Origin of the sequence: Gracilibacillus salitolerans (assembly GCF_009650095.1) — a bacterium.
Lineage (GTDB): Bacteria > Bacillota > Bacilli > Bacillales > Amphibacillaceae > Gracilibacillus > Gracilibacillus salitolerans.
In genome coordinates this window covers 1,708,666-1,729,262 of record NZ_CP045915.1, presented here as the reverse complement: position 1 = coordinate 1,729,262, position 20,597 = coordinate 1,708,666, and the positions used below count along the sequence as shown (strand labels likewise).

13 protein-coding genes and 1 pseudogene are annotated in these 20,597 nt (G+C 37.0%); all 14 read right to left on the bottom strand.

Going from position 1 to position 20,597, the window contains the following annotated elements; all coding sequences use genetic code 11:
• Nucleotides 1–130 precede the first annotated feature (130 nt).
• The gene (locus GI584_RS08050; RefSeq protein ID WP_153790902.1) at nucleotides 131–1,150 is read right to left on the bottom strand and encodes a Gfo/Idh/MocA family protein; all 1,020 of its coding nucleotides are present in this window, start codon (nucleotides 1,148–1,150) and stop codon (nucleotides 131–133) included.
• A 172-nt stretch (nucleotides 1,151–1,322) separates the two neighbouring features.
• A complete protein-coding gene (yicI, locus tag GI584_RS08045; protein WP_153790901.1) occupies nucleotides 1,323–3,587 on the bottom strand; it encodes an alpha-xylosidase in 2,265 nt (754 codons plus the stop codon).
• Nucleotides 3,588–3,608: 21 nt separating this feature from the next.
• On the bottom strand, nucleotides 3,609–4,433 hold the full coding sequence (locus tag GI584_RS08040; RefSeq protein WP_153790900.1) for a carbohydrate ABC transporter permease: 825 nt from the start codon (nucleotides 4,431–4,433) through the stop codon (nucleotides 3,609–3,611).
• Nucleotides 4,430–5,293: a carbohydrate ABC transporter permease gene (locus GI584_RS08035; protein WP_100361169.1), complete on the bottom strand. Its 864-nt coding sequence runs from the start codon at nucleotides 5,291–5,293 to the stop codon at nucleotides 4,430–4,432. Before GI584_RS08035 ends, GI584_RS08040 begins: the two co-directional genes overlap by 4 nt.
• A gap of 231 nt (nucleotides 5,294–5,524) precedes the next feature.
• Nucleotides 5,525–6,820 (bottom strand): ABC transporter substrate-binding protein, encoded by a 1,296-nt coding sequence (locus GI584_RS08030; RefSeq protein WP_153790899.1) that lies wholly within the window; start codon nucleotides 6,818–6,820, stop codon nucleotides 5,525–5,527.
• 196 nt (nucleotides 6,821–7,016) lie between these two features.
• On the bottom strand, nucleotides 7,017–8,096 hold the full coding sequence (locus GI584_RS08025; RefSeq protein WP_153790898.1) for a LacI family DNA-binding transcriptional regulator: 1,080 nt from the start codon (nucleotides 8,094–8,096) through the stop codon (nucleotides 7,017–7,019).
• Between the two features lie 336 nt (nucleotides 8,097–8,432).
• Nucleotides 8,433–9,596, bottom strand: a pseudogene (locus tag GI584_RS08020) (IS3 family transposase).
• Between the two features lie 727 nt (nucleotides 9,597–10,323).
• Nucleotides 10,324–12,351, bottom strand: coding sequence for a beta-galactosidase (locus tag GI584_RS08010; protein ID WP_153790896.1), 2,028 nt, complete (start codon nucleotides 12,349–12,351; stop codon nucleotides 10,324–10,326).
• Between the two features lie 256 nt (nucleotides 12,352–12,607).
• Complete coding sequence (locus tag GI584_RS08005) at nucleotides 12,608–14,308, bottom strand: ABC transporter substrate-binding protein (RefSeq protein WP_153790895.1); 1,701 nt, start codon at nucleotides 14,306–14,308, stop codon at nucleotides 12,608–12,610.
• A gap of 105 nt (nucleotides 14,309–14,413) precedes the next feature.
• On the bottom strand, nucleotides 14,414–16,102 hold the full coding sequence (locus GI584_RS08000) for an ABC transporter substrate-binding protein (protein WP_153790894.1): 1,689 nt from the start codon (nucleotides 16,100–16,102) through the stop codon (nucleotides 14,414–14,416).
• A gap of 49 nt (nucleotides 16,103–16,151) precedes the next feature.
• Entirely contained in the window at nucleotides 16,152–17,036 is an 885-nt protein-coding gene (locus GI584_RS07995) for a carbohydrate ABC transporter permease (RefSeq protein ID WP_100361175.1), read from the bottom strand.
• Nucleotides 17,037–17,057: 21 nt separating this feature from the next.
• The gene (locus GI584_RS07990) at nucleotides 17,058–17,918 is read right to left on the bottom strand and encodes an ABC transporter permease (RefSeq protein ID WP_228552412.1); all 861 of its coding nucleotides are present in this window, start codon (nucleotides 17,916–17,918) and stop codon (nucleotides 17,058–17,060) included.
• Nucleotides 17,919–18,563: 645 nt separating this feature from the next.
• On the bottom strand, nucleotides 18,564–19,913 hold the full coding sequence (locus GI584_RS07985; RefSeq protein WP_153790893.1) for a DUF4340 domain-containing protein: 1,350 nt from the start codon (nucleotides 19,911–19,913) through the stop codon (nucleotides 18,564–18,566).
• Between the two features lie 12 nt (nucleotides 19,914–19,925).
• Entirely contained in the window at nucleotides 19,926–20,591 is a 666-nt protein-coding gene (locus GI584_RS07980; RefSeq protein WP_153790892.1) for a YesL family protein, read from the bottom strand.
• Between the last annotated feature and the right edge of the window lie 6 nt (nucleotides 20,592–20,597).

Genomic DNA, 20,597 nt, shown 5'->3' with positions numbered 1-20,597 from the left:
AAATCGTTAGCTTGATACGCCAAAAAAGTAAACCTAAAGTGAGGTTTCAAACAGTGTGGAATGTCCAACGAAACTTGTTCAATAAACTACTTCTTTGATTCTTCTGAAGTCAAATAAAGCGTGTTTTTATTTACAAATAAACTTTCTCACCTTTTCTTGCACTTTCAACAGCTGCAAAAACCATTTTCATACTATGAATGTTATCATGACAATCCGTTTCTGCTTCTCGATTTTCTTCCAAAGCTGCAAACATCTCGTCCAAGCAGCCAGTATGTTCTTCTCCTCCGGTCCAAAAGTTTGAAATGGTGCTTTTTTCCGTTTCTTTGAAGAAGGATGTATTGTCTGGATTCTTTACTGTTTCGGTCGTGAGATGATCAAAACCGTCCCATTTTGCCGTACCTTTTGTCCCGATAATACGCCAATCACCGTTCCAAGACGTTCGTAACCCTTCTGCTGCCCATGAACCCCGGAATGTAAAAACAGAGCCATCTTCCATTTCAAAAATACAAATAGCAGAGGCATTGCCGTTATACCATGAACCTGATGGATTGTATTCATGACAATAAACGGAGATTGCGTTACTATTCGAAATATATCTCGCCTGATCAAATGTATGTATGGCCATATCTACAATTAACGGATGTTCCATTTGCTCCCGAAAGCCGCCAAAATGAGGTCCTAAATAAAAGTCTACATTGAGTGTATGGACGTTTCCTAAGGTATTGTTTTCAATGAAATGGCGAAGCGATCGAATTTCTTTTAAATAACGGCGATTTTGCATAACACCATATGTTTTGCCTGTTCGTTCTGCAATCTTTGTCACCTCTAGTGCATCGTCTAAAGATTCCGCCATCGGCTTCTCACCGAATACATTGCAGCCAGCTTCAAGTGCTGTCGTCACAATTTGTTTATGTGCAGCCGGAATGGTGACATCAAAGACTAGATTAGCTCCTGTTTCTGTAATCGCTGTTGCTAAATCGGTGAATATAGGTACTTGTAAGCTACGTTGATCTGCCTTTTTCTGAGCTAATTCCTTATTAAGGTCAACTAACCCGATAATTTCAGCGTTATCACGTTGTTCTACATAATCCAACCAGACATTTGCCATACCTCCACAACCAACCACAATAATTTGATGTTTTGTTGTCATAGGCTCACTCCTTCCCTACTTAATGATAGCGGATTCATTTAGGGAATGCTAGAAATTTGACTATCAGTTACACTATTGGCGAAATAAATCATCTTGTTCACTAGATATTAGAGGATATCTCGCCAACAGCAGCTATTATCTTGCTAAGTTTGCAGAATTACTAAGTAAATCCTTATAATTCAATAGTTACATTATTATTGCCGGCATTTACGGATACTTTCTTGTTACCTACAATTTCTATATGGTAGGCTTTGTCCAAACCTGTTGTCTGCACGTTAATCTTATTAGCCATTCGTTCTGCTATGACTGAACCTATCTTCTTACCTTTTGCATCAACAAGAGTTCGTTCTGTTTTTTGGTTGTTTGATAGATGATAGATTTTAAAAGTGACACCATCCGTATAATCATAGACCGGGTTTTCTTCACTCGTTCCTATCGGCAAGATCGTATTTGGTCGTACGAAAAGCGGCAAACTAAAGTAATCGTAAGGTTCTTTTATCCATGTACCGCCTTCTATGACTTCTCCCGATAGAAGGTGTGTCCATCTGCCTTTTGGTAAATAGAAAGAACCGATCCCCTCTTCATTGAAAATTGGTGCTACAAGTATGGATTCTCCAAGCATATATTGGCGATCTAATGTTTCACATAGTGGATCTTCAGGAAATTCTAATAGCATCGATCGCATGACAGGGACTCCTGTTTGGCTGTTTTCTACTGCTTGTCCATACAGATAAGGCATTAAGCTATTTTTCAACTTGGTAAAGTGACGTGCGACATCGACTGCTTCTTGATCAAAGTTCCATGGTACACGATAGGATGAACTGCCATGAAAACGACTGTGGCTTGAAAGTAAACCAAATGCCGTCCAACGTTTGAAAACATCTGGTGTTGCCGTATTTTCAAAGCCACCGATATCATGACTCCAGTAGCCAAATCCTGACGAAGTTAATGACAATCCACCTCTTAAGCTTTCCGCCATCGCATCATATGTGGAATCACAATCACCACCCCAGTGTACTGGGAATTGTTGTCCGCCAGTTGTCGCCGAGCGAGCAAAGACGACCGCTTCCTCTTCTCCTTTTTCTTCTTTCAGTAGGTCAAACACCACTTGATTGTACAGATAAGCATAGTAATTGTGCATTTTCTGCGGGTCCGATCCATCGTGATAGATTACGTCTGTCGGGATACGCTCACCAAAATCTGTTTTAAACGAATCAACCCCCATATCAAGTAAGACTTTTAGTTTGTCTTGGAACCATCTGCACGCATCTGGATTGGTAAAATCTACAATTCCCATACCTGCTTGCCATAAATCCCATTGCCATACATCTCCATTTGGCTTTTTCAACAGATAACCTTTTTCCATTCCCTCATCAAAAAGAACAGATTTCTGTGCGATATATGGGTTAATCCAAACGCAGATTTTAAGTCCTTTGTCTTTCAGTCGTTTTAACATCCCTTCTGGATCCGGAAAGTTACGGCGATCCCAAATAAAATTACTCCATTCGAATTCTTTCATCCAGAAACAATCGAAATGGAAGACACTGAGTGGAATACCTCGCTCTGCCATGCCATCAACAAAATGATTAACGGTTTCTTCATTATAATCCGTAGTAAAAGAAGTCGATAACCAGAGTCCGAATGACCATGCTGGAGGTAAAGCAGGTTTTCCAGTTAACTCTGTATAACGGCTGACCACTTCTTTTGGAGTAGGTCCGTTAATAAAATAGTAATCTAGGTACTCCCCTTCAACACTGAACTGTGAACGTGATACAGTTTCAGATCCTAACTCAAAACTCACTTCCTCTGGATGGTTGACAAAAATACCATAGCCTTTACTGCTTAAGTAAAACGGAATGTTTTTATAGGATTGTTCCGAGCTTGTGCCGCCATCTTTATTCCAAATCTCAACTGATTGACCGTTTTTTACGAATGGTGTAAAGCGTTCGCCCAGTCCATATAGGTGTTCACCAACACCCAGACGCAATTGACCACGCATATACGTTTTATCGGCCGGGCCGTTAATCCATGCAAGTCCTTTTCCATCAGCATTCGTTAAACTGCCGTTGTCATTTTCAAATGATAATGCGAAATTTTGTTTCGAAATTTTCAGTTTTAACGTGCCACTTGTGAACGTCACATGTTCCTCTTCGTCTTCCAACTGGATCGCGTTTGCCTGATTAAAAACTTCAAAATTTGGATATTTTGCCTTTCCACCTTTAAAGTGCCATGTTTCAACACGAATCACTTCATCAACGGGTGATGAAATTTTAATCGTTAACAGTGGACCATCTAAGGTGTCCCCGCGATGATTGAGATATTTACATGGTGCATATAAGGTCACTGAACCATCTATCTCTTCCACCTCGTGAATTAATCTTGGAAAATGTATTTCATAACCCTCTCTTACTAGCCAATTACCGTCTGTAAACTTCATATTTTTCCCTCCTATATTAAATTATTTAACTGCACCTTCAGAAATACCATCAATAATATACCTTTGTAAGAACATATATAAAACAATAATGGGTATCATAGCAATAACTAAAGCTGCTAAGGCTAGATGCCATTGTGTGGAATACTCACCAAAAAAGTAAAAGGTTTTCAATGGAATGGTGTACATTCCCTCTTTGTTTATTACAAGGGATGGGAGTAAGTAATCATTCCAAAACCAGATAGCATTCAGAACAATAACGGTTACAGTCGTTGACTTTAGCATTGGCAACATAATGTACCAATACACTTGAAACCTATTACAACCATCAATAATCGCAGCTTCATCTAAAGCTTTAGGTATCCCTTTCATTGCACCAACGTATAAGAAAACCGCTAGACTAGATCCTAATCCTAGATACATAATTGCTAAACCAGTACGATTCAATAAATCTACTGCTCCAAATAGAGAAATCAAAGGAATCATGATAGACTGAAAAGGAATCAGCATACAAATAGCAAATAAAAAGTAAATTGCTGTACTCGTTTTACCAGGTTTACGAGACAATGCATATCCTGCCATCGATGTAAAAAGGACAATGATCAAGATACTTCCGCCAGTTACTAGAACGGAATTAAAAAACGTTAATAGAAAATCTAATTCTGCAAAAGCTGTTGGATAATTTTCGAAAGTTGGTGTTCCTGGTAGTCCTAAAGTACTTTCAAAAATATCCGCTTTTGTTTTAATCGAATTAACAAATACTAGATAAAAAGGATATATCCATAATAAAGAGACAATTGCACCTATAAACATCATCGTATACTTATGTGTACGTTCTTTGTTTTTCATAGTTCTGTCTCCTTTTTACGAGTGATATAAAGTTGGATAACAGATATTAAAGTGATGATAATTAAGAAAATAATCGCTTTTGATTGAGCATATCCCATATCTTGCACTTTAAAAGCCGTATCATAAATATTCATAGTAGCCATTTCTGTTGAACCAAAAGGTCCGCCATTTGTTAATGCCATATTTTGGTCATATACTTTAAAAGCATTCGATAAAGTTAGGAATAAACTTACAGTAAATGCAGGAATAATAAGTGGAAATTTAACCTTCCAAAAACTTTGCCATTTATTTGCTCCATCTATCGTTGCTGCTTCTAACAGTTCTTTTGGAACATTATTTAAAAAGGATATATAAATAACCATGATATAACCACTCATTTGCCATACAAAAAGGATTACCAAACCCCAAAAACCAGTTTCTGTGTCAGAAAGCCAACCTCTAAAAAACTCCATACCAGTTACATCTGCAATTCCCGTAAAAGCTTTTAAAAAGACGAATTGCCAGATAAAACCTAAAATAATACCACCAATCAAGTTTGGCATAAAATATATCGTACGAAATAATGTACTAACTTTCCCTAATTTTTGTGTAACTAATAAAGCAAAAGATAAACCCAGTACATTAATTCCGATTACAGAGGCAGCTGAAAAAGCTGCAGTAAATCCCAAGCTATAAATAAACTGCTCATCTGAAAAAAGTTTTATATAATTATCAAAACCAACAAATGAAGTTACTTGAAAGCCATCGTATTCCGTAAAAGAATAATAGACACCTTGAAAAAATGGTATAATTAAAACGAGTAATAAGGCTAGCAGAGTTGGTAATAAGAACAACCAGTATGTTCGGTTTTTAAAATTCAAGCTTCCCACTCCTTTAAACCATGTGTATGATGGAGCAAAAATACGTTTTTGCTCCACCTTTCTTGCGGTAAAGTCTAGCGCTCGATGAGCCACATCCACGACGTGCCCAGAAACTAGGTGACTTCTCGAATCGTCCTACGAGATAAGTCATCATCGGTTCGCATTTCTCAGTGATTCCTTTATCTCACTTGATTCTAAGGTCACTATGTTTCTAACCGGGTTGTTTAGGACTTAACGCATTTCTGTAAATGCATTGCTAGCTGCTTCTTCAAATTCTTCCCAGCTTTGTTGTTCACCTAAATATTTTTGAAACTCTGGATGTAACGCCTCAGAGAAAAAGCCATCAGGATACTGGTTATTCGCCCAAATTTTCCCGTTTCCATCTAATAAATATTCATATACTTCTGCAGAAACTGGATCTGAAATGGAATCTGTATCATAGCCTTCATGAGAAGGAATGTATTTAAAATCTTCTACAATTAATTCTTTTCCTTTGTCAGAAGTATACATCCAATCAATAAATTTCTTAGATTCTTCTACTACTGCTTCATCGTGCTCTTTGTTAATACCCCAATACCATGAAGGACCTGCAACAATTTCCCCTTCGGTATCTGAAGAAACAAATAGAGGTAGAATTCCTAGTTTTTCTTGTGCGAAACTTTCGTCCATACTATTTAATGTTGGAACAATCCAGTTACCTTGGTGAATAATTGCAACTCTATCATTTGCAAATAATTCTTCTACAGAAGTACTATAGTCTAATGATAAAATTGGTTGATAATTATATTGATTAAATAAATCAGTATATTCTTTCATACGGTCGCCATACTCAAAATTAAGTTCATTCGATTCGAAGGCCGTCTTTACATCATTGCCAAACTCTGGAGCAGTAAAATGACTGGAAAATTGACTTACTACCCAGTCCTCTTTAGCACTAAACGCAAAAACTGAATCAATACCTAATTCTTCTTTTTGTGAATCAATTGTTTCTACTGCTTCCACAAATTTTCCATAACTATCAATCGTTGAAGAATCCACGCCAGCTCTCTCAAAAATATCTTTGTTAATCATCCAACCGTATCCTTCGATATTTAAAGGGATTCCGTATGGTGTACCATCCATTGATCCACCTTCCAATGTTCCATCTATTGCTGTTTTAGCACTTTCCATATCTGATACATCTAATAAATATTCGCTATATTTTTCGACATCTGACAGACCGCCTAATAAAAAGATCGATGGTGCTTCACCAGAAGAGAACTTAGCTTGTAATGCAGAAGGTGCATCTTGTCCACCACCAACTGTTGTTACATTAATCTTTACATTTTCATTTTCACTTTCGTAAATATCGATCAAGTTATTTAGTTGATCCGTTGTTTCAACTTTTATATTAAATAAATCAACTACTACTTCATCTCCTTGACCTGATGACCCTTCGTTGTCACCGCTTTCATTTGAACTACACGCTACAATTAAACTCATAGAAGCTAACATAATTAACGAAATAAAAACTAATTTGAGTTTCATCATTGACCTCCTTAGGTTTTATATCAATAGTTGATTGAATTGGTACCTTCTACTACTTTCACCTTCCTAGGTTTCACGGTGATGTACGTACATCATTTCAGGGCTAAAAAGTAGATGAATTACACAAAGTAAAAGCAAATTCATCTTTAGGTAACTCAACTATTTATTTACATGATATATCAGAAAATGATGTACGTCAATCATTTTCCTGTTTATTAATTAAATTATTTTCGTTATTTATATAGTATTTTGTATTAGCCTTCGTTACGATTTCAGGTTTTACAATATATGAACTGATATGGCTAATATTATCATCTAAAAAGTAGTTCATTATCTTTTTTAACGAAAAGTTAGCTTGTGCTATAGGATCTTGACAGATTGAAGCAGTGATAAGATCCTTTTGAAATGCACGATAAATTGTTTCGTTAATATCATGGCCTATGATGACAGGCTTATTTTCCCATTCCTCTATATTGGGGATGATTTTATCTAATAAACCACCAGCTACGTAGATAGCATCAGCATTCATCAGCATTTCTTTATGATCTTTTAGCAATTTTTCTACTTTTTCCGCTTCGATATAAGCAGATGTATCATATTTAATCTTTTGTAATTGAATATTTAAGTCCTTTTTCTTGAAATAATCTGTAAATCCATTTTCTTTATTTTGCATTTGGAAGGTGTTTTCTTTTTCTCTTATAAATATAATATTTTGTGCACTACTACTAAATAGGCAGATTAGCTCTCCAGCTAGAAAACCCGCATCATAATAGTCACTACCCACATACGCTATACGTTGACTATTTGGTACGTCTGTATTTATGGTAAACACTGCTATATTTTCCTTAGTTGCTTGATCAATAATTTTTTCAAGTGGTTTCGTATCATGTGCCGCTATTACGATTCCTTCATATTTTTTCGAATCTACAATTTCCTGCAAATATTCTACTTGCTGATTTTCAGGCACCGTATGTACTCGATGGACATCCACCCTTAAACCAAAATCAGAATATAGTGTTGCTCCTTCTTTGATTTCATGATCTAAATCATCCCAAAAATAATTTGGAAATACTGGGAGTATAAAAGCTATATTAATTACCTTTTGCGTTGCCAAAAACTTTGCAGCTCTATTCGGTTGATAACCTAACTCCTGAGCTTTAGATTTTACTTTGTTTATTGTTTTTTCACTTACTCCTTTTCTATTATTTAATACTCGATCGACTGTAGCAATAGATAAACCTAACTCATCTGCTATCATTTTTGCTGTTACTCGCATTTGTTAGCCACCTCTATACAAGAATGTTTATACTTTATGTAATCGTCCTCATTATTTACACTTTTTATCCGATTGTCAAGTTTTTCACCAGAATAATCAAAAGCGCAAGCGCCCGTTTAGCAGCGTACAAACTGGACTGAATCGCGGGAGATAAAGGATTCACCATGAGTTGAAAGCGAATCGATGTTGACTTATCGTACAGAGGTGTGGGAAGGTTGCTGGAGCTGGACCCGGCTCATCGCGCTTAAATTTAGCCACGGAGTCCCCATTATATAATTTCTATAAAAAAACCGGGAAGCCTGAACTGACCTAGTAATATGAGACAAGAAAAAGCACCTAGGCTGCCTTTGCCCTGAATTGAACAGGAGAAAGGCAGTTTAATTTTGAAAATGGTCGTATATAGTTGTAATAATACATGTACAATTCCACTTTTTCTAGTACAATGGAATTTGTAAGACGCATCTTTTGATGTGTGTAGAATTCTTCCGACTTTATGGTGGAGTGGAAGGATTCAATGACGGCATTATCAAAGCAATTACCTTTCCGGGACATGCTTGTGATAATGCCTTTTTCTTCAGCTAATTCTTGAAAAGCGTAGGATGTGTATTGAGCCCCTTGATCACCATGAAGAATTAATCCCTTTGTTTCACGTCCATTACAAGCTGCTTTCAGTGTTTCTAGCACTAATTCTTCTTCTTGGTTATGACTCACTCGATAAGCGACAATTTCGTTATTATACAAATCCATAATGGTTGATAAATACATCATTGATTCCCCAAAAGGCAAGTAAGTAATATCAGTAACCCACTTTTGATTTGGTCTATCTGCCTTGAAATTTTGTTCCAATAAATTAGGAACGACGCATTTACTTTCACCGGCGATGTTCGATTTTCTCTTTGGTTTTACCCGACATTGGATTTTATATTTTTGCATGATCCTCTGTGCAGTAAGTCTGTTCACAGAAATGTTGTGTTCCTCTTTAAGTAACTTTTTAACCATTCGGTGTCCTACTCTGTAATGTAGGGATTTACAAATATCAATAATAAGTTGTTCTAGTTCTGTTGGCTCCCACGACTTTTGAGCCCAACGATAGGTAAGTGGACCTAGGAACTCTGATACAATCACAAATCATCGATACAGTATAAACTTCCTTTAACGACTCTACTAGTTCTATAACTATCTCTGGTACCAACTCCTTTCGATTTCCTGGTACTTTTTTAAGATTTCATTTTGGATTTCTAGATGTCTGATTTGCCTTTTTAACTGATCTACTTCGTTTAGTTCTTCAGGCCCTTTTCCAAAGGAATATTGTTTACCGATGGGTTGTGACAACCGATGTTCTTCTCCATCTCGAAACCTTTTCATCCATCTTTTAATTTGACTTACGCTACGGATTCCAAACTTTTTCATAATCTGTTTATTTGTATATTTTTTAGACAACTTCATTTCAATGACTCTACGTTTCACTTCTTCAGAATAAACATTTTTCTTTTCCCCCATGAGAAAAGCACCTCCTAAAAGTCGTTAATTTTTATATACGACTCTGGGGGTGCTTTTTCCTCTGTCTCATTTAATTAGGTCTCCTCAGCCCACCCGGTCCTTTTAATTGACCAAAATAAAGATGGTGCAAAAGAAAGATAATGTTCACTACTGATGGTTGATAACTATGGAATAAAGTAGTAATTTTGAAATGGATAATATGCGTAACAACCGCTTCGGCTTGCCCACTTCGCTTTCCGTGGGGCATGCTCTTTTAGTTAACTTTTGCAAAAAAGATCGTTTTGCAAAAGTGGATCTTCAGATCACGCTGATCCCCCAGGAGTCGAAGTGAACGCCTACGCTAAATAGAGACCTGCAATGGGTGCAAGTAGTAACATGACGACTTTTATTCCACAATGTAAATGTGACCACTTTAAGAAAGCTCAAAAAGATAACGGTCACAAACATTGTAGAACAACTTTATAGCGGTGGCCGGACGCTTCAACTCCTGTGGGAACTGTTTTACCTGAAGATCCACTTTTCCAAGCGGTTTTTGCTTGGAAAAGTTAGCTGAAGGGAAAACCCCACGGAAAGGGAAGCGGGCAGCCGGAGCGATGGCCTAGCAGGTTAACCATTTCAAAATAACCACCTTATTATAGTTCAAAATACTATGATACCGCGGATTATATACTTTCTTATCTTATAAAAAAAACTAACGATGAATGATATCACCGTTAGTCATAGTCTATTACAGACTCAAAATTAATGTATCTTTTGCTTTTATTTCTGTTTCACCTGTATATTCTTCACCAGTTAACAAATTTGTATAAGTCTCCTCACCTGTATGAAAGCTTGCTGGTTCATTATTATGATTCAATACAAATAAAATCTTTTCGTCAGCTTTGTTTCGGGCAATAACTTCAACACCACGTGCAGAATCTAATTCACCTTTTATATCTTTCTCCGTAGTAATGGTATCAACAAAATCTTGTACAAATACTTGATCAGGACTGGAAGCAATGTAGTACGCCTGACCTTCTCCATATTGATTTTTCGTTAATACAGGCATGCCTTTATAAAAATCTGAACCATATGTTGCCAGAACTTCTGCATCTTCAGCATGAATCAAATCAAATAAAATGTTGCATTTGTACTCGCCAGATAGTGATCCGACTTTGTCCTTCATCACAATCTCGTTATAGTTAGAGGGTTCTAATGCGTCTATTTCTTCTGCCCATATACCAACTAAATCTCTTAATTCACCTGGATAACCTCCTAATGTGACAAGATCGTTCTCATTAACGATGCCACTGAAAAAGGTAGTGACAAAGGTACCGCCTTTTGCAACAAACTGCTTCAAGCGGTCAGCATGTCCTTCTTTTACCATGTATAACACCGGTGCAATCACAATATCATAATCACTTAAATCCTCTTCCACACTTATCATATCTACCGGAATATTACGTTGATAGAAGGCATCATAATATTTATGCACCTCCTTTACATAATCAAGTGAAATAGAAGGTCCACTCGATAATTGAATCGCCCAACGATTTTCCCAATCAAATACAATCGCCACACGGGCTTTAACCCGGCTATCGATAATTTTATCCTCTAATTGAATTAATTCCTGACCCAATGTTGCAGACTCACGAAATACACGAGTATGTTCATGACCAACATGTTCAATAACAGCCCCATGATATTTTTCTGTGGCACCTCGTGATCGTCTTAGTTGGAAAAACATCACCGTATCGGCACCATGCGCTACCGCTTGATAACTCCATAAACGCATGACCCCCGGACGTTTTAATGCATTGTACGGCTGCCAATTTTGCTGACTTGGCGTCTGTTCCATTAACATAAAAGGCTGACCGCTACGAAGTCCTCTCATTAAATCATGTGTCATCGCTGTCATACTTACCGGTGTATCAATCGATGGATAGTTATCCCATGAAACGACATCCATCTCTTTTCCCCATTTGAAATAATCAAGCTCTGGGTATAGTCCCATTAGATTCGTTGTCACTGGAAGGTTTGGTGTATGTTCCTTTAATGCATCTCGTTCCAGCTTAAACGCTTCTAGCAAACTGTCAGACTGGAACCGGCGATAATCCAGTGAAATACCCTGAAAATTAGTGTTTTGTCCGCCTTGCCATTCTTCGCTTAAACCATTTGGTGCAACGATCTCGTCCCACTCATAAAAAGTGTGACCCCAAAAACGCGTATTCCATGATTTATTTACTTCTTCCAGCGTGCCATATTTTTCTTTCAACCACACCCGGAATGCTTTTTGACAGTTTTCACAATAACAATAACCACCATATTCATTGGAAACATGCCATACTAACACTGCGGGGTGATTTTTGTAGCGTTCTGCTAGTTTAGCAGCGATTCGTTCTGCATACTTGAGATATGTCGGGCTATTTGGGCAGGAGTTGTGTCTTCCACCAAACTGTCTTTTTCGACCTTCAAAGTCTACTCGACGTACATCTGGATAACGCTTCGCCATCCACGCAGGGTGTGCAGCTGTACTTGTTGCAAGACAAACATACACACCGTTTTGATATAAACGATCAATGGTTTCATCCAGCCAGTCAAAATCATATGTATTCTCATCCGGCTGATTGAGTGCCCACGAGAAAACATTCACGGTAGCCACATCAATACCAGCAAGCTTAAACATTCTCACATCTTCTGCAACGGTTTCCTCGTCCCATTGTTCTGGATTATAGTCTCCTCCATACCATATTTTTGGTAATCTTTCATGAATCATTTCATTTCCTCCTCTTTAATTGGATAAGAAGCCTGTTACTGTATTCGACAAATCGGTCATAAATTCCTCTACCTTATGTCGTCTAGTCGTAAACTTATCTTGGAAATGAAAATTGCTATCATTCAGTAACAAGCCGTCCCGTCACTATCAAAACAAAGATACAATTCTCTGATCATATCAACTACTTTCTGCAACAATTATGTAATAGTTGAAGCCTGAGACCACAAAAGTGGAATCAGGCCCATCAACTACCGTTCTATTTCGTACCCCAAAGTTCCATAACATCTAATGTTTTTTGTGTCATTAATTCATTTGCTTTTTCAATATCCATCGCTTCCAACTCTTCAATCATGGAATCCCATGCTGCATCAAAGTCTGCCGGATCACCTAAAACAGCTTGTGTAATACGCTGTTCTGTTAAGTCGTCCGCTTTTTGCTGGATGATTTCTAATTCACTTCCAGATTCAATGGTATAATTCGCCGCAGCACCATGGTTAGAAACACCTAACTCTTCTGCTGGTGGAAACCATTCCGTCCAGTTTTCTATACCATATTCAGCTACAACTTCTTTTTCTGCATCATTGAAATTATCAATAATGTCTTTTTCAGAATCAGGTGTTATTGGTTCTCCGTTTGAATCTAATGCACCATTACCCCATTGTGGGAATGGATATACATAATACCCTACACCTGTCTCTTTTCCATAGTCAGAATCAGTATTCTTACGTTCACGGTCGTCTTCTTGTAAAACTCGCTTACCATCGACAATGTCATAATTCTCGCCTTCGATTCCCCAGTTAACTAAGATTTGTGCTTCCTCAGATGCCATCCAATCTAGGAATTCAAAAGCTTCCTCTTGGTACTCTGTAGTAGATGAAATGGAAATACCCCATCCACCTGCAAAGCCATAATCTTTTAGACCTTGAGATTTGTACTCTTCACCTAGTGTTACTGGTAGAGGTGCATATGTTTTCCACTCTTTACCATCAGCTACAAGTGCTGCATCCGCATCACCAATATTCCAACTTTGATCAGCAATACTTAATACACGGCCAGAGGAAAGTTTGGAAATATAGGTATCATAGGTGTGTGTAAATGATTCTGGATCTAATAAACCTTTATCATTCATACCATTTAACCATTTAAAATATTCTCTTAATTCCGGTAATAAGAACTTGTAAGTTGTTTCACCAGTTTCATCATCTATTGCCCATTGCCCATCATCCGGTATACCTGCTGCGAATCCTGCTGGGTTACCTACAGTAATTAACCATCGCCAGTCACTACCTAATAAGGATAATGGAATCGTTTTTTGACCATCCATTTCAGGATGTTTTTCATGATACTCTGTTATTGCTGCTTCAAAATCTTCTAATGTATTAATTTCTGGATAGCCAAGTTCACGTAAGACATCTAATTGAATTTGAAATGTACCACTTGTTTCCCAACGAGCTTCTTCGACACCATAAGTACCAACATTATATATACTTGGGTCGTCTATCGAGTTGCGTAAACGATCGAGTTGATCGCCATACATTGCTTTTAAGTTGTCACCTTTTTCTTCAATTAAGTCATCTAATTTAATGACCCCACCAGCTTCAATTAGTTTTCCAATATCACCTTTTGCAAAAATTAAATCTGGATAGTCACCACTAGCAATCATTAATGGTATCGCTTCATCATTCCCACCGACTGGATAATCTAATTCTAACTTAATTCCAGTTTCCTCAGTGATTTTTTGTGCTACAGGGTCGTCAAATGATTTTTCCTCCCCGTCAGCACTGAAGAATGTCAGTGTTATTGGCTCTTCACTAGATGCATCACTTTCATTTTCTTCTGTTGCACCGTCATCCTCACCACTTGTATCAGTATCAGAATCATCACTACAAGCAGCTAAAAAGAGTGCTGCAAACATAAATAATAAGGATAAAGATAATATTGATAGCTTTCTTTTCATGTTTTTCCCCTCCGTTTTTAATAAATTTATTTGCCATAAGTTGATTCGACTCATTTTTTCTCTCTTTCTAATCTTTCACCCCATCGTTAAAAAGCCTGTTTATATTTATTTCGTACCCCAAAGTTCCATAACATCTAATGTTTTTTGTGTCATTTCTTCGTTTGCTTTTTCAATATCCATTGCTTCTAATTCTTCAATCATCGCATCCCATGATGCATCAAAATCTTCTGGTGCTCCTAGAATAGCTTGCGTAATCCGTTGTTCTGTTAAATCATCTGCTTTTTGTTGGATGATTTGCAAATCACTTCCAGCTTCGATAGTATAGTTAAAAGCTTCACCATGATTAGAAATACCCAATTCTTCAGTTGGTGGGTACCAGTCAATCCAGTTTTCCATACCATATTCAGCAAGAACTTCTTTTTCCGTTTCATGGAAGTTATCAATAATAGCTTGCTCAGTATTTGGTGTGATTGGTTGTCCGTTAGAATCTACAGCACCATTGCCCCATTGAGGGAATGGATATACATAGTAACCAACACCAGTTTCTTTACTGTAATCTGAATCAGTGTTCATACGCTCTTTATCATCTTCTTGCATCACACGCTCACCATCAACGATGTCATAGTTTTCACCTTCAATACCCCAGTTAACTAAGACTTGAGCTTCTTCTGATGCCATCCAATCTAAAAATTCAAAAGCTCTTTCTTGGTGTTCGCTAGTAGAAGAAATTGCAATACCCCACCCACCTGAAAAACCATAATCTTTTAAAGCTTGATGAGTATTTTCAGGTTTTACTGTAACTGGTAATGGGGCATAAGTTCTGTGTTCCATTCCATTACTTTGTAGTGCTTTATCAGCATCAACAAAATTCCAATCGTCATCTGCGATACTTAACACTCGTCCTGAAGAAAGCTTTGAAATATATGTGTCATACGTGTGTGTAAAAGATTCTTGATCAAGTAACCCTTTATCATTTATACCATTCAACCATCTAAAGTACTCTTTTACATCCGGTTCTAAAAATTTATATATCGCTTCCCCTGTTTCATCATTAATTGACCATTGACCATCGCCCGGTATTCCAGCAAGTTGTGATGCTTTATCACCTACTGTGATTAACCAGCGCCAGTCACTACCTAATAAGGAAATACCAATTGTTTCTTGTCCATTTATTTCAGGATACATTTCTTTATATTCCGTAATTGCTGCTTCAAATTCTTCAAGTGTAGTAATTTGGGGATATCCCAGTTCACGTAGAACATCTAATTGGATTTGTAATGAACAACATGGCTCCCACTTTGCTTTTTTCACGCCGTTAGTTCCTAATGTATAAATACTTGGATCATCAACAGAGTTACGTAAACGATCTAGTTGATCGCCATACATTGCTTTTAGGTTGTCACCTTTTTCCTCAATCAAATCATCTAATTTAATGACACCACCAGCTTCAATCAGTTTTCCAATATCACCTTTTGCAAAGATTAAATCTGGATAATCACCACTTGCTATCATTAATGGTATCGCTTCATCATTCCCACCAACAGGGTAATCCATTTCCAATTTGATTCCCGTTTGTTCTGTGATTTTTTGAGCGACTGGATCGTCAAATGACTTCTCTTCCCCATCAGCGTTGAAGAATGTCAATGTAAGTGGCTCATCGCTGTTATTTTCTTCTGTTGCACCATCATCGTTACTGCTTGTATCTGTATCAGAATTATCACTACAAGCCACTAAAGAAAGTGCAGCAACCATGAATAATAAGAACAATAATAAAATTGATAGCTTTCTCTTCATGTTTTTCACCCCCATTTTTAATAATTAATATATTAATTTTCATTAATACCTAGCTTTTCACTGCACCTAACGTTAATCCTGTTACGAAATATTTCTGCAGGAATGGGTAAACCATTAATATAGGCACAGTTGCAATAATAGTAATCGCCATTTTAATGGATTGCGGGTTAGTCTGACCTGCAATTACTTCGGCATTCTGCGAGGTAATATCCCCACTCGAGATATTGGCGTTATCTAGTATCTTCATTAGTTCAAACTGTAATGTCGTTAAAGCCTCACTACTTCTTGCATATAAATACGTATCAAACCAGCTGTTCCACTGCATGACAGCCAGGAATAAAGCAATCGTCGCAATAACCGGTAAACATAGCGGAATAATAATTTTAGTAAAGATGACAAAATCATTGGCGCCATCCATTTTGGCTGATTCTTCTAACGCGATAGGTAAATTATCCATAAAGGAGCGAATAATGATAACATTAAATGCTGAAATGAGCAGTGGCCAAATATAAACACCAAAGTCATTAATTAATCCTAGCTGGCGAATTAGCATATATTCCGGTATCAATCCACCACTAATAAACATCGTTAATACCAGTAAGAAGCCTACCAAACCATTAAAAACAAAATCTCTTCTGCTTAACACGTAAGCAAGCATCGTACTTGCGATAATACCTGTAATTGTTCCAACTATTGTTCTTAAAATTGACATAAAGAATGCCTGAAGCAACCTGTCATTACTGCCAAAAATCTCTTGATAATTAGCAAATGTAAAGTCACGGGGCCATATATGAATTCCACCCCTTGCTGTGTCTACTGCATTATTTAAAGATATCGCTAATATGTTAAGAAATGGATATAAAGTTATTACTATCATGAATAGCATAAAAGCGGTCAGTACTATATCAAATGTCGTCCATTTTCTTTTTTTCATCGGCTGAAACACTCCTTTCTGCTAGAATACACGTCCTTCACCAATTCGTTTAGCAAAGCCGTTACATATTAAAATGAGAATAACACTGATAACTGATTTAAATATCCCAATTGCGGTACCAAATGAATAACGGAACATACCGATACCGTAATCTAACGCATATAAGTCTATAACTAACGCCTTTTCGGCGACTATATTGTTACCTAATAGCATTTGTTTTTCAAAACCGATATTAATTAAGTTACCAATATTTAAAATAAGTAATACGATGATAACCGGGCGAATACTTGGTAATGTAATATGCCACATTTGACGCCATCTACTTGCTCCATCTACTTTTGCTGCTTCATACAGCTGAGGATCGACACCAGCCATTGCTGCAAGATAAATGATCGCGTTCCATCCTGTCTCTTTCCAAACATCTGCAGCTGTTACAATACCCCAAAACATATCCGGTTGGGCCATAAAATTAATCGGTCTGTCCAGAATACCTATATCCATTAACAGATTGTTGACGATTCCTTCTTGTGAAAGCATGGTAATAACAATATTTGCAACAATTACCCAAGAGACGAAGTGAGGTAAATAAGAAATCGTCTGCGTCCATTTTTTTAATGTTAAAAACCTAACTTCATTGAGGAGTAAGGCAAAGGCAATAGCCGATAATGTACCAAATACCAGTCCTAAAATCCCCATCCCCAATGTATTTTCTAATGCCCGATAAAACATTGGTTCATTGAAGAGGTCTTTAAAGTGTTTTAACCCTACCCATTCTTGTTCAAAAATACTAAATTGTGGCTTATAGTCTTGAAAAGCCATCACCCAGCCTGCAACTGGAATGTATTTAAAGATAATTAACCAGATAACAAAAGGAAAAGACATTAAGAATAACGCCTTTTGTTTACTCAACCTTTTAAAGAAGCCTTTATCGCCTGGCTGTGGCGCTCGTTTCTTTCCTTTTTTGGAAGGAAAACCTGGCTTCACTGATGTTTGTAAAGGTGAGTGCGACTCAGGTAGATTCGGTTGTGCTTCTGCCGTATTGTTGATTCGACTCATTTTTTCTCTCTCCTAACCTGTCAACCATTTATTGAAAGCGTTTTTTTAAGTTAATTCCATTATATAAGAAACCGTTTTCTCAAAAAACATGATAAACGAGACATAAAAACCGGTAAAAAGGAGAGGTGGGTCTAAATATCCAATTTCAAAACAAAGAACCCGCTTCTTTTCTCTCGAAACGAGTTCCTTGTTCAAAGTAATCAAAAACTCCGAATATAGCTTACTCGACAGAAACCCACTGTCAGTGGATCTTCAGCAGGGATAAACAACATATCTTTCTTGAATGAGCTTAGATTTGTTGTTTAAACCGAGATAATCAACAAATCTTTTTTGAATCAGCTTAGATTTGTCGTTTAAACTGAGATAATCAACAAATCTTTCTTGAATCAGCTTAGATTTGTTGTTTAAACCCAGATAATCAACAAATCTTTCTTGAACAGGCTTAGATTTGTCATATAAAACCAATAAACATTATGATTCAGCTTGTATCACCCTTTCTATTGCTTGGTGTAGTTTGTCTTTTTGGACAGTGAAGTCGATTTCACTACTGTTGTTTTTGATGATCGCATAGTGTGTATCTGATATTGCTCGGAATTCGATTGAGTTCTCCATCACTTCATCGTTCTCGTCCGTGATCAGATAGGTTATCATTACTTCTGGCTCATCTTCCACCGATTCTCCATTATAAGCTTGATCAAATGTCAGTCCTGCCAATTGTTTGTAATCATCCCGGAAGGCGTCAATTTCCAGCTCTATCTCATCACGAAATACAGTTGTTTCTATCTCTTCTTCAGCATTCTTTTCATGCTCCATTGTATAATGAACCTTATCTTCTGGTGTCTCAATTGATAATTCGTCGATTACTTCTAGGGAAACAATATGAACAAAATGATCAATCATATCATAGGCCTGGTGACTGTATGGGTCCAGTAATTCTGTAGGTATCTTATACACCACTTCTTCTCCCTCAACCTGTACATAATACTGATTATTTGCTGCCGGCTCACCCACAATAAGTTTTTCTTCCTTTTCTCCATTCGAAAATACAATCGAAAAGTCTGAATCCGCTAAGCCATAATCGTCTTCCCCATTGACTATTTCTACATGTTCAATTCCATCGACGCCAACTACCATTTCCTCTGTGTTCGAAAAAGCTACACTATAAACATTTTGATAGGGTTTATGCATATACCAGCCACTTAAATGTGCTAATGCTTCTTTTTCTGAAAAAGGGGACTCTTTACTCAACTGAATCACTTCTGTCCCGTTATCAATCGTAATATCTGTAACATCTTCAGAGGTTACCGTTAAGATCTTATTATTCAATAAAGCAACACGTTGTAATGGAATCATTTCAACCGCTGAACGATCCACTAAATATATGGATTGTTTTTCTTTGTGTTCGACATAATATTGATCACCTTGTCCACGCATTTGACCGACAGAAATTTTTTGTGAATCACCTTGCTGATCAGTAAAAGAAACAGTCACTTTAGGAAAATCTAGATTGACATTTTTTTTATCTACATCAACTGCCTTTCCTGTCATTTCTTCCATGGCTAACAGAAAGCTCTCCATTTTGTCCGTATCTATTTCGTTCTCTGCATCAACAAGTTGCCATCCTTGTTCAGCTTTCATTAAAGAGATATTCTCACTGGCAAACACGTTAATATCTGTTACCTGCTCAAAATTTTCAATGAGATTTTCTGCTTTCCCGTCCGCGTCATTTGTCTTTTGGTTCCCATTAACCAACACAAATAACAAGACGGACAATGCAACAATACTTATGATCACATATATTAATGTTCTAGTTTTTTTCATTTTTCATCCCTCTCATTTTTGTGCCAATTGTTCTTCCATCAACTGAAGTGGCTTTCTCATATTAAACATGATAAAAAACCCTGCTACACTCATACAAAACCAAACGGTAATGCCAGGTGCAAAATAATAGATAATCGTCAGTGATACCAAAGTAGAAATATGAAATAAGGTTGTCTTAAAGTAACGAAATATTGCATATACCGATACAATAAACAAGTTTTTTAGTTTTACTTCAAACCGTGTCAAAATAGGAAATGCATATAACATAACAAACAACATGAAAATTAATAAGATCAAAAAAACTGGAGATAACACGGATAGAAACTGATTAGTATAATACATATCTACAATTAAAATCGCCATAATTGTCCACTGTACTAGCCAATATCTCGTCGCTATACCAAAGTTATTCTTATAATATTTCCAGAAATCCTTTGTCGGACTTAGATCACGTTCACGAATCAATTTCCCCATTGATGAATATAAAGCAGCCAAGGATGGGCCTGCCGGCAGTAACGCAATGAAAAAAAGAATGATATTCTGCACTGACATTTCCACAAAAACAAACGCTAATAGAAATAACAGATTTGCCAGCATAAAATGAATATTAGTGACAAGAAAAAAATAAAAATATTGAACAGCTATATATAATGGCCTTTCTGTAACTGTTTGTATCATCGACAT